Here is a 10,339-nt window from a genome sequence, read left to right on the forward strand (position 1 = left end):
AGCAAGGAGGTCACAAAATGCAAGATACTAGTTTTGCAATACTGCCTGAAAATGAAAAAAAAGTAATGAATACAGATTATAAAAATATAGGTGCACTTGTTTCCTATAAATCCAAAGAAAATAACTCAGTTGAGCTTCAGTGTGAGAATGGTTATGTTTCCATTCAATTTTATCGGGATGATATTGTCCGGTTGATCATGAACCCTAAAAGAATACCAAATCAAAAAACTAGCATAGCAGTAATAAAGGAACCGGAAGAAATTATATACACGATTAATGAAGGCAAGGATGAAATTACGATAACCTCTCAAAAGATAAAACTGGTAATCAGTAAAGCACCTGTTTTCATTTCAATCCATGATTTAGAAGGTCAGTTAATTGTCAGCGATGCGAAAGAAGGAATGGGCTATTCCAGTAATCAAGAAGTGATTTGCTATAAGAAAATGGATCAAGATGATCATTTTTATGGATTTGGTGAAAAAACAAGCTTCCTTGATAAACGCGGCGAAAAGATGACGATGTGGAACAGTGATGTTTATGCGCCACATAACCCTGAAATCGATGCTCTGTATCAATCAATTCCTTATTTTATGAGTATTCGAAACGGAAGTGCCTATGGAATTTTCTTTGATAATACATCGAAGACGGTTTTTGACATGAAATCATCGGCAGATATGTATTCATTTTCAGCTGAAGCTGGTCAATTGGATTATTACGTATTCGCTGGACCTTCTCCAAAGGATGTTCTGGAACAATACACAGACATTACGGGAAGAATGCCGCTTCCACCAAAATGGTCATTAGGTTACCATCAATCCCGTTATAGCTATAAGTCTGAGCAAGAGGTAAGGGAATTGGTCGCTGCCTTTAAGGAAAAAGACATTCCGTTAGATGCTGTATATCTAGACATTCATTACATGGATGGCTATCGGGTATTTACATTTGATGAAGACAGATTTCCTAATCCCAAACAATTAATTCAGGAGCTGAAGGATGCAGGAATTCAAGTGGTGCCGATTGTAGATCCAGGGGTAAAAGAAGACCCTGAATACTACATTTATCAAGAAGGCGTAAGAAATGATTACTTCTGTAAATATATTGAAGGAAATATTTATTTTGGACCTGTATGGCCGGGAAACAGCGCATTTCCTGACTTTACAAGCAGTGAGGTTCGAAAATGGTGGGGCGACAAATATGAATTTTATACCGAAATGGGAATCGAAGGTATCTGGAATGATATGAATGAGCCAGCCGTCTTTAATGAAACCAAAACAATGGATGTCAGAGTAATCCACGAAAATGATGGCGATCCTAAAACACATCGAGAGCTGCATAATGTTTATGGTCTTCTTATGGAAGAGTCAACATATGAAGGGATGAAGCGGCAGCTTGATGGAAACCGTCCTTTCTTATTAACTCGAGCTGGGTATGCGGGTGTTCAGCGCTATGCATCGGTATGGACGGGGGATAATCGCAGCTTTTGGGAGCATTTGCAAATGGCCATTCCGATGTGTATGAACTTAGGGATGTCAGGTGTACCATTCTGCGGGCCGGATGTTGGAGGATTTGCACATGATTCAAATGGTCAATTACTGACTCGCTGGACACAGTTTGGAACATTCACTCCATACTTTAGAAACCATAGTGAACAAAGCACGATTTCTCAAGAGCCTTGGTCGTTTGGTGAAGAGTACGAAAAGGTAATTAGAAAGTATATTCAGGAAAGATATGTATGGCTTCCATATCTATATACTTTATTCAAGGATGCTAGTGTTACAGGTGTGCCGGTAATGAGACCGCTTGTATTGGAATATCCGACTGATAAAAATACATTTAATTTGTCAGATCAATTCATGATTGGTTCTGATATGATCGTTGCCCCAATCCTTACACCAGATACGTATCATAGGGTCGTTTATTTACCTGAAGGCAGCTGGGTAAATTATTGGACAGAGGAAAAGCTAGAAGGCGGAAAACACCATCTCGTTGAAGCGGACCTGTCTACACTGCCGATTTTTGTAAAGGAAGGTGCAATTCTAACACATGGGACAGTAAAAAGCTCAACAGAAACAAAAGAAAGTGAGCTAAATGTTCATATTTATCCAGCAGATGGCCAGTCATACTCTTTCACCTACTACGAAGATGATGGAAAGTCATTTAAGTATGAAGAAGGATCCTATTTTGAATGTACCTTTGAAACCGAATTTAAGAATAATAGAGTGGAAATTACAACATCCGTTGTACAAGACAAATATGATCCGGACTGGGAGAAAGTTTACTTTATTGTGCACGGAATAAGTGATGAAGCTGTTATATCACTTAACGGCAAAGAGCAAGGAACAGTTGAATCTTTAGGCAGCAACAGATATAAAATTTTGGCTGGAAAACAGGACTTAATGTTTTGAGTAAAAAGAGGGGCTATGATAGCTCCTCTTTTTATTAGGTGTGATTTTGAACATAATACTTTGCCCTCATATTTTTTCTTTTTAACTAAAGAGACAGAGTTATGAAAAAAATGGTAAAATAACGAAAGGTAAAATTAGGAATTATTTAGGTATTCTGAAAGGAAGTGTTTACTTTGGATCAATTAGCGTTAGGGTCAATTGGAATTTGGTTAGGGGTATTCTCGGCAATTATGTTTACTGCATGTCTTTACTTCACCCTTTCATACTTTGAGCACCTCAAAAAGGGTGATGACCGACTGACAAAACAATCAAAGCTCTTTGCCGTTCTTACTCTATTCCTTGCTTTGGGAGCGCCAGGGTTTTATCAACTATATATTTTCAGTCAAATGATGTCATGACTACAAGGGAAAGAAAGATTAATACCTGGGTAATTTACTCTATATTTGCTCTCGTTACAGTTGGTTTACTGTATTATATGTATTTTTATAAACCTAAAAACACAATTGAATTGTATCAGGAATTGACTTTCTCAGACAGCTATGAGGAAATTCAAAACCTAATCTTAGAGGGGTATGAAGAAAATTTTGCTGAAGAGGATTTTGAAAATATTCAAAATAATACTGCCATAAGGGTCGGGCAATTCTCACTTTTTGAGTATCACAATACATCTTATATCATTATGACTTCTCCAGGAACTGAAAAATTAAAAGTACTTGCTGTAGAAGAATTACCTGAGGATATTCGGGAGTTTTTTATGGGAATAGCGAATTAGGATTTCCCCTGAAACTAATGCTAACTTTAAGAAATAATATGGATTCTCAAATCTAATTTAATGATAGTTTTGTGAAGCCAGTGCCAACTTGCTTGTATGATAGAAAAAACCGCATTTTGTGTGAAAATGCGGTTTTTTCTATTAAAATATATAAAATTATGTTGATCAATTTATCGAAATTAAACCCCTATTTTGATCTTTCAATCTTGGCTAGTAACTTCATCACTTTCAAGCCAATTCACAATGGATTCAATGATCGCTTCTTGTTGTTCTTTTACAGTTAATTGAGCTTCGTTGTCACCAGATTGGCTGCCATATACACCGAAGTAAGCATGGTTTCCGCCTTCAATTTCAAAAAATGTAGTCTCTGCTGGCAAGTGGGGGCTATTATCTTTTATTTTTTCTGGCGTGCTTAAGCCATCCTCTGACCCGCTTATAGATAAAACGGGCAAGTTGGACTCATGTAAAAAATCGTTTCCGGCTGCATATGCGCCAAGTAATATCAGTCCATGAATCCGATCTAAGTTTTGATCTGCATACATCGCTGCTGCAGCGCCTCCCATTGAATGCCCGGCGATATACCATTCAGTGCTGTCATTCTGATCTAGTATTTCATCTGCCTTCGCAACATCAAATATCGGCAAATTTAATCTAACGGAGGGTATAGCTACTGAAATGTTTTGCTTAGATAATTCTTGAGCTAAAAAGGCATATGCTTCAGGCTCAACTTTGGCGCCAGGATAAAAGATAATGCCTTTCTCAGCATTTTCAACGGTATTGAGATACCAGCCATCCTCTAAATCTCTGACTTCCTCTACTGCGATTTGATTAGCATCAATTGCCTCATACGTATCTTGAGACCATATCAAAAAGGCAGACAAGCCCAAAATGAACAATATACAAATAGTAGAAACTATGATGATTAACTTTTTGCTCTTGAGTATTTTTTTCATTGTATTGTACCGAATTATTCCAAATTGAGTTGGCTTAAGATCGGTTGCCAGTCCACGAACACAGGAATAATAATCCTTTCCTTTGTTTTTCTAATGATGTAGCTTTCGTTTGCTGCAGGGATTACCCATGTAAGGGTTAAAAATCGTGAGGTATTATCACATGACGGTGCGAACATGCAAAAGTAAGACATCTTTATTTCATATGTCATTTTAGACATATGAAACTATAGTTATAATAACTAAGGATTATGAATATGGTCAAGTAAATATGCTATAATTTCAATATTGACAAAATAGTAAGGAATGGATCTAGTATGAGCATACGTTATGCTTTGTTAGGAATAATCTCTAAAAAACCAGTCACTGGTTATGATGTGGTGACTATTTTTAAGCAAAAGATGATTTATTTTTGGAGTTCGACTCATAGTCAAATTTATAAAGAATTGCATAAGATGGAAGAGGAAGATCTAATCACTCACCAATTAGTCATTCAAGGTACTTCGCCAAATAAAAAAGTATATTCTTTAACAGATCAAGGAAAGAAAGACTTAATCCGCTGGGCGATTGAAGAACCTTTAAAACCGGCAAAGATCAAAGATGAATTTTTAATTAAGACAACAATTTTCCCTATTTTATCGGAGGAAGAAATTAACCAATTGCTAGATGAGGTAATAGAGAGAGAACACAGTATTTTAGCTAAGACAAAAGAGTGGAAAGAACACTTTCACAGTCAGGGAGACTCAGACATAGGCACGATCTTAACAGTCGAATACGGAATCAGATATTCGGAAATGTATCTGGAATGGTGCAAGTGGGCAAAACAAATGATTCAGGATAAAGCGTAAGGAATCATCGATTTTCAGGAAAAAGGGCTTTCTATCGGCAGGAAAGCTCATTTCTTTTATGTGTTTGATATTCGTTAATCAATATTTTGGGGTTGTTGACTATAGTAGTGGAGGTCGCACGATGAAAAAAATACTCATTCTATTTACCGTCATTAGTGTATTATCAGCTGGCTGTTCTCAGCAGGATGATAACAATTATTCTGTATGGATTGATGCATCAACTTCAACACAAGCAAGTATCGATTCAGCACTAGATAGACTGACAAGTTCAAACGTTGAATTTATTGTTGATGACAATGGGGATATATTATTAAATGAAAAAGAGATGGAAAAGGCTGTTATGTGCTGCTCATAACTTTCGTTTGCATTTATGGATCACGAAGCAGCTGTAAACGGCTGTTCACTAGAGAAGTTAAAGAGGTTCTGCAGAGTGAAACTTTCACTTCATAAAAACGTATAATAAATTGAGGGCTATCCGATTGATATACATAGAGAGGTGAACAAATTTGGTTGTCTTTATTATTTTAGCGGTATTTTCTATTCCTTTTTTCATTTGGCTGTCATTAACGTATATTGGATATAATAAGGCTGGTCATGCAGACTCAAAGAGAAAGAGTATATATTTTGGATTCATGATTACGCTTGTCCTTTTTAATTTTGTTAGTAATAGTCTGTTTTCACTCAATGCCTCATACGGTTTGCCAATCATGATTTCAATAATCTTGTTATTTAGTATTTATATGTTGATGGCTGTAGCAAAAGAGAGAAGAAAGGTTATTACTTGAAAGGTCAGATATAGACCTGTTTATTTTAAAATAACTAGTAATAAAAATAAAAAAAGCTGCTAAATTTCGCAGCTTTTTCCTTTTTAAATGAAGAGTATTTACCATTAAAGGTAATGGGGCAGGATGATATCTTAACCTTTGTAATCAATCAGAATAGAAGCAATTCCTTTTTGAATCAAGGGAAAGCTGTTCCTAAAAACCTTCTTTACTCTTTCAGTAGGAAGTTATGGCAGGCAATCAGCCCGTCTTTAAATCCTTTGCTAACTCTTTCTGAATCGTATGCACAAACCGAAAGAAGTTTTGTTTCCGCCACAATTTCCTCTGCCTCATGTTCAGAATCCAGCAGTTTACTGACTTCGTGCTCATCCCGCCATTCCACATGCGCCCAGCTTCGAATAACTAAATCAAGTTCAGAGGAATCTTCAATGACGTTTGGAAGAAAATCAAATACAGAATTTATCTGAAAATCTCCGCTGGCATAGTAGAAATCATAATTATTAACAAAAATCACTTTTTCTAGCTGACTACTACTCATTAATGCTGTGAGTCTAGTTTTTATCAAAGAAATATTGCGATCATTTTCCACAATGATACAATATTCATCCCTTTCTAATCCTGAAGTAATAAAGTCAGTCACAAAGACAATATACTGATCTTGGCTTTCATAGAAATATAAGACATGTCCCTTGGTAAGATTCCGAATTTGATTAACTTCTACTATATGTGTACTCCCCACGTGTGCACCTCATTGAATTAGATATAGATATAGCTATTAAATAACTTTACCATACAGTTGAAATGGGGGATAGAGAATTTGGAATGAGTAGTCTTATCTTAGATACAGCAGAAACCACTTGTATAAGAAGAAACTCAGATAAATGGTTGATGAACTTCTTATTCAGACTATTTATTATCCAAACTGTTTACACAATCATTTTCCAAGTGTTTGGATTTATTTTTCTTATCATAATAACTAATGGGTTTTTGTGTTGAATAAACCCAATCCCTCTCACAAAATTGCTTCACTTCTTTTCCTTTTTTGGTCACACCATAATAATATGTAAAGCCCGGTTCATCTTTGAATTCAACCATATAATGACCATGATAGAAATCTTTGTTGATCGTATGTTTTGGTTCCACAAAGTGTGCAGTCGCTAATTCATCATTTGAATAACCTTGTTCCTCTAAATATGGGGGAATATATTTGTCTGTTAAGTATTCATGAATCGGATTTCCATTGTTTAATAAATATATAACGACCAAAGGGGATAACACCAGAGCAAAGCATGCTGCTATTAATATCCAGAATAAATATTTCAACATATTAATCACCTCTTATATTTTCATCATAGTGTAATTCTACACTATTGTTTACATTTTAGGTATATTGATTAGCGTGGGAATTATTTCCTTTTATGATACGTTGGCTAGTATTTAATAATCTAATGTTGAGAGATACATATTTGATCCTAGGGACAAACTGTTTCATGAATGGTTAATAAATGAAGAGGATAACAAGGAACAAGGTTTCAAGTGTTGGTAAAAGGTTTAAAGTGAGGGTATTAATTTTTTATTGACTTATATAAAATAATAATGTTAATATACTAAAAGTCGATGCAAACAAGTTATTTGCTAACGACATTTTTTATTCTAAAAATATTTCATAGAAGTTGACAGAGACGAAGTGGTTGATTATAATTGATTTTATTCTCATCCGGAGAATCATCATATTATATAAATTACTTCAAAAAAAGTTATTGACTTCTACGAAGTGTTATAGTAATATAGTAATTGTCACTTCGGAAGTCGAGTGAATTTTTCTTTCTTATAAATTTTCGCAGAAGTTGACAAAAACGAAATTATGTTATATCATTTATTTACAGACACTAATTGTTCTTTGAAAACTAAACAAAGCAGAACGTCAACGTTTTAAAAAAGATTCTTCGGAATCAACAATGTACATTATGTACACAAGAGCTAATCAACTCTTTCTTGGAGAGTTTGATCCTGGCTCAGGACGAACGCTGGCGGCGTGCCTAATACATGCAAGTCGAGCGGACAGATGGGAGCTTGCTCCCTGAAGTCAGCGGCGGACGGGTGAGTAACACGTGGGCAACCTGCCTGTAAGACTGGGATAACTTCGGGAAACCGGAGCTAATACCGGATAATGCTTTTGGACTCATGTCCTTAAGCTGAAAGATGGTTTACGCTATCACTTACAGATGGGCCCGCGGCGCATTAGCTAGTTGGTGAGGTAACGGCTCACCAAGGCAACGATGCGTAGCCGACCTGAGAGGGTGATCGGCCACACTGGGACTGAGACACGGCCCAGACTCCTACGGGAGGCAGCAGTAGGGAATCTTCCGCAATGGACGAAAGTCTGACGGAGCAACGCCGCGTGAGTGATGAAGGTTTTCGGATCGTAAAACTCTGTTGTTAGGGAAGAACAAGTACCGGAGTAACTGCCGGTACCTTGACGGTACCTAACCAGAAAGCCACGGCTAACTACGTGCCAGCAGCCGCGGTAATACGTAGGTGGCAAGCGTTGTCCGGAATTATTGGGCGTAAAGCGCGCGCAGGCGGTCCTTTAAGTCTGATGTGAAAGCCCACGGCTCAACCGTGGAGGGTCATTGGAAACTGGGGGACTTGAGTGCAGAAGAGGAGAGTGGAATTCCACGTGTAGCGGTGAAATGCGTAGAGATGTGGAGGAACACCAGTGGCGAAGGCGACTCTCTGGTCTGTAACTGACGCTGAGGCGCGAAAGCGTGGGGAGCGAACAGGATTAGATACCCTGGTAGTCCACGCCGTAAACGATGAGTGCTAAGTGTTAGAGGGTTTCCGCCCTTTAGTGCTGCAGCAAACGCATTAAGCACTCCGCCTGGGGAGTACGGCCGCAAGGCTGAAACTCAAAGGAATTGACGGGGGCCCGCACAAGCGGTGGAGCATGTGGTTTAATTCGAAGCAACGCGAAGAACCTTACCAGGTCTTGACATCCTCTGACACTCCTAGAGATAGGACGTTCCCCTTCGGGGGACAGAGTGACAGGTGGTGCATGGTTGTCGTCAGCTCGTGTCGTGAGATGTTGGGTTAAGTCCCGCAACGAGCGCAACCCTTGATCTTAGTTGCCAGCATTCAGTTGGGCACTCTAAGGTGACTGCCGGTGACAAACCGGAGGAAGGTGGGGATGACGTCAAATCATCATGCCCCTTATGACCTGGGCTACACACGTGCTACAATGGATGGTACAAAGGGCTGCAAGACCGCGAGGTTTAGCCAATCCCATAAAACCATTCTCAGTTCGGATTGCAGGCTGCAACTCGCCTGCATGAAGCCGGAATCGCTAGTAATCGCGGATCAGCATGCCGCGGTGAATACGTTCCCGGGCCTTGTACACACCGCCCGTCACACCACGAGAGTTTGTAACACCCGAAGTCGGTGGGGTAACCTTTTGGAGCCAGCCGCCTAAGGTGGGACAGATGATTGGGGTGAAGTCGTAACAAGGTAGCCGTATCGGAAGGTGCGGCTGGATCACCTCCTTTCTAAGGATGAAATGAAGTTTATCTTCATTAAAATGACGTTTCTGCTTGTTTAGTTTTGAGAGAATAATCTCTCAAATATCAGTTGTCGAAAGACAGCATGATGAATAGCTGCGAAGTTCACTCCTAATATGATTGAAATAAGTGGCATTGTTCCTTGAAAACTAGATAATGAAATGACAAGACATCATTGAAATAAAGTAAGTTCTTCTAACACAAGAACAATAACCGCGAGCGTAAAAAGTATGTGTATTCACACTTATCTTTTTACCAACCGTGAGGAAAGCGAGAAGCAAACAGGTCGAGGAATCAAGTGAGGAAAGGCCGGAACGTACGTAGTTGGTACGTGAGGACCTTGACGAGTGAGATGACGAAGAGATGTGTAGCTTATCAATTTCCGAACACTGGTTAAGTTAGAAAGGGCGCACGGTGAATGCCTTGGCACTAGGAGCCGATGAAGGACGGTACTAACACCGATATGCTTCGGGGAGCTGTAAGTAAGCTTTGATCCGGAGATTTCCGAATGGGGGAACCCATCATCCGTAATGGGATGATATCTTTACCTGAATACATAGGGTATTGAAGGCAGACCCGGGGAACTGAAACATCTAAGTACCCGGAGGAAGAGAAAGCAAACGCGATTCCCTGAGTAGCGGCGAGCGAAACGGGATTAGCCCAAACCAAGAGGCTTGCCTCTTGGGGTTGTAGGACACTCTACACGGAGTTACAAAGGAGCGAGGTAAGTGAACAGGTCTGGAAAGGCCGGCCAGAGAAGGTAAAAGCCCTGTAGTTGAAACTTCGTTCCCTCCAGAGTGGATCCTGAGTACGGCGGGACACGAGAAATCCCGTCGGAAGCAGGGAGGACCATCTCCCAAGGCTAAATACTCCCTAGTGACCGATAGTGAACCAGTACCGTGAGGGAAAGGTGAAAAGCACCCCGGAAGGGGAGTGAAATAGTTCCTGAAACCGTGTGCCTACAAGTAGTCAGAGCCCATTTACGGGTGATGGCGTGCCTTTTGTAGAATGAACCGGCGAGTTACGAT

At 39.3% G+C, this 10,339-nt stretch carries 7 protein-coding genes and 2 rRNA genes (1 of these 9 cut by a window edge); 6 read left to right on the forward strand and 3 right to left on the reverse strand.

Annotated elements, in window-relative coordinates:
* Window positions 1-17: 17 nt before the first annotated feature.
* Together J1899_RS05790 and J1899_RS05795 are read left to right on the forward strand one after the other, a co-directional pair.
* Window positions 18-2,405 carry a glycoside hydrolase family 31 protein gene (locus J1899_RS05790; protein WP_214478022.1) on the forward strand — a complete coding sequence of 796 codons (2,388 nt, stop codon included), beginning with the start codon at window positions 18-20 and terminating at the stop codon, window positions 2,403-2,405.
* A 475-nt stretch (window positions 2,406-2,880) separates the two neighbouring features.
* Window positions 2,881-3,177 (forward strand): hypothetical protein, encoded by a 297-nt coding sequence (locus tag J1899_RS05795; protein WP_246586595.1) that lies wholly within the window; start codon window positions 2,881-2,883, stop codon window positions 3,175-3,177.
* A 200-nt stretch (window positions 3,178-3,377) separates the two neighbouring features.
* On the opposite strand, the gene J1899_RS05800 is transcribed toward J1899_RS05795, so the two are convergent.
* Window positions 3,378-4,046 carry an alpha/beta fold hydrolase gene (locus tag J1899_RS05800; RefSeq protein ID WP_214478024.1) on the reverse strand — a complete coding sequence of 223 codons (669 nt, stop codon included), beginning with the start codon at window positions 4,044-4,046 and terminating at the stop codon, window positions 3,378-3,380.
* 398 nt (window positions 4,047-4,444) lie between these two features.
* Between J1899_RS05800 and J1899_RS05805 the strand changes: the two genes are divergently transcribed.
* Together J1899_RS05805 and J1899_RS05810 are read left to right on the forward strand one after the other, a co-directional pair.
* Window positions 4,445-4,975 (forward strand): PadR family transcriptional regulator, encoded by a 531-nt coding sequence (locus J1899_RS05805; protein WP_214478025.1) that lies wholly within the window; start codon window positions 4,445-4,447, stop codon window positions 4,973-4,975.
* A gap of 121 nt (window positions 4,976-5,096) precedes the next feature.
* A complete protein-coding gene (locus tag J1899_RS05810) occupies window positions 5,097-5,330 on the forward strand; it encodes a hypothetical protein (protein WP_066448601.1) in 234 nt (77 codons plus the stop codon).
* A 635-nt stretch (window positions 5,331-5,965) separates the two neighbouring features.
* Here J1899_RS05810 and J1899_RS05815 read toward each other — a convergent pair.
* Complete coding sequence (locus J1899_RS05815; protein ID WP_214478026.1) at window positions 5,966-6,496, reverse strand: MEDS domain-containing protein; 531 nt, start codon at window positions 6,494-6,496, stop codon at window positions 5,966-5,968.
* A 167-nt stretch (window positions 6,497-6,663) separates the two neighbouring features.
* Window positions 6,664-7,083 (reverse strand): DUF3139 domain-containing protein, encoded by a 420-nt coding sequence (locus J1899_RS05820; protein WP_214478027.1) that lies wholly within the window; start codon window positions 7,081-7,083, stop codon window positions 6,664-6,666.
* A 666-nt stretch (window positions 7,084-7,749) separates the two neighbouring features.
* Between J1899_RS05820 and J1899_RS05825 the strand changes: the two genes are divergently transcribed.
* Both J1899_RS05825 and J1899_RS05830 read left to right on the forward strand, forming a co-directional pair.
* Window positions 7,750-9,299: ribosomal RNA gene (locus tag J1899_RS05825) — 16S ribosomal RNA — on the forward strand.
* Window positions 9,300-9,702: 403 nt separating this feature from the next.
* Window positions 9,703-10,339: ribosomal RNA gene (locus J1899_RS05830) — 23S ribosomal RNA — on the forward strand; it runs 2,297 nt beyond the window's last position.
* Together the 16S and 23S rRNA genes form the textbook arrangement of a ribosomal RNA operon.

The organism is Cytobacillus gottheilii (genome assembly GCF_018582665.1).
Taxonomy (GTDB): Bacteria; Bacillota; Bacilli; order Bacillales; family Cytobacillaceae; genus Cytobacillus; species Cytobacillus gottheilii.

Coding starts and splice junctions, on each gene's coding strand:
- J1899_RS05790 (WP_214478022.1), top strand. CDS start 18: ATGCAAGATACTAGTTTTGCAATACTGCCTGAAAATGAAAAAAAAGTA.
- J1899_RS05795 (WP_246586595.1), top strand. CDS start 2,881: ATGTATTTTTATAAACCTAAAAACACAATTGAATTGTATCAGGAATTG.
- J1899_RS05805 (WP_214478025.1), top strand. CDS start 4,445: ATGAGCATACGTTATGCTTTGTTAGGAATAATCTCTAAAAAACCAGTC.
- J1899_RS05810 (WP_066448601.1), top strand. CDS start 5,097: ATGAAAAAAATACTCATTCTATTTACCGTCATTAGTGTATTATCAGCT.
- J1899_RS05820 (WP_214478027.1), bottom strand. CDS start 7,083: ATGTTGAAATATTTATTCTGGATATTAATAGCAGCATGCTTTGCTCTG.